Raw genomic sequence first — 544 nt, forward strand, 5'->3', positions numbered from 1 at the left:
GCGGCAGATCACGGGCTTTTTGCAGTCGAGGATGGAGTCGACCATGAGGTTAAACAGATCCATGTACTCGCCGTACTCGTTGGGCCGGCGGGAGTAGTACTGGGAGTACTCCACGGTGTTCCCGCCGGTGCAGAAGGCCTTGTCGCCGGCGCCGGTGAACACCACGGCCACAACCGAGCGGTCGCCCGAGGCGGCCTTGAAGCCGGCGATCACGCCCTTGACCATCTCGGTGGTGTAGGAGTTGTACTGCTTGGGGTTGTTCAGCGTGATCCAGGCCACGTAGAGGTCGGGCACGACGTTGCCGTCGGGGTCCACGAGGGGCTTTTTCTCGTACATGGTGCACGGGGGTTCCGTGCCCCAGTACTCGCCCTTGAACAGCCCGTGGTCCTTGAGTTCGTTGTCGCGGGGCAGCCAGTCGAGACTCATGGGGATCCTCCTTTTGATGCGGTCTACGGTCTACGGTCCACGGTCGGGAGGGGAGGCGCCGGGGGCGGGCACACGATGTCCCCAGCTTCCCAGCCTCCCCGCTTCCTAGCTTCCTAGC

General features: G+C 63.8%; 1 protein-coding gene. It reads right to left on the bottom strand.

Going from position 1 to position 544, the window contains the following annotated elements:
• On the bottom strand, window positions 1–426 hold a 426-nt coding region (locus ACYQ8L_RS18600), incomplete at its 3' end, for an enoyl-CoA hydratase-related protein (protein WP_459943311.1).
• Window positions 427–544 lie beyond the last annotated feature (118 nt).

The organism is Deferrisoma palaeochoriense (genome assembly GCF_054656955.1).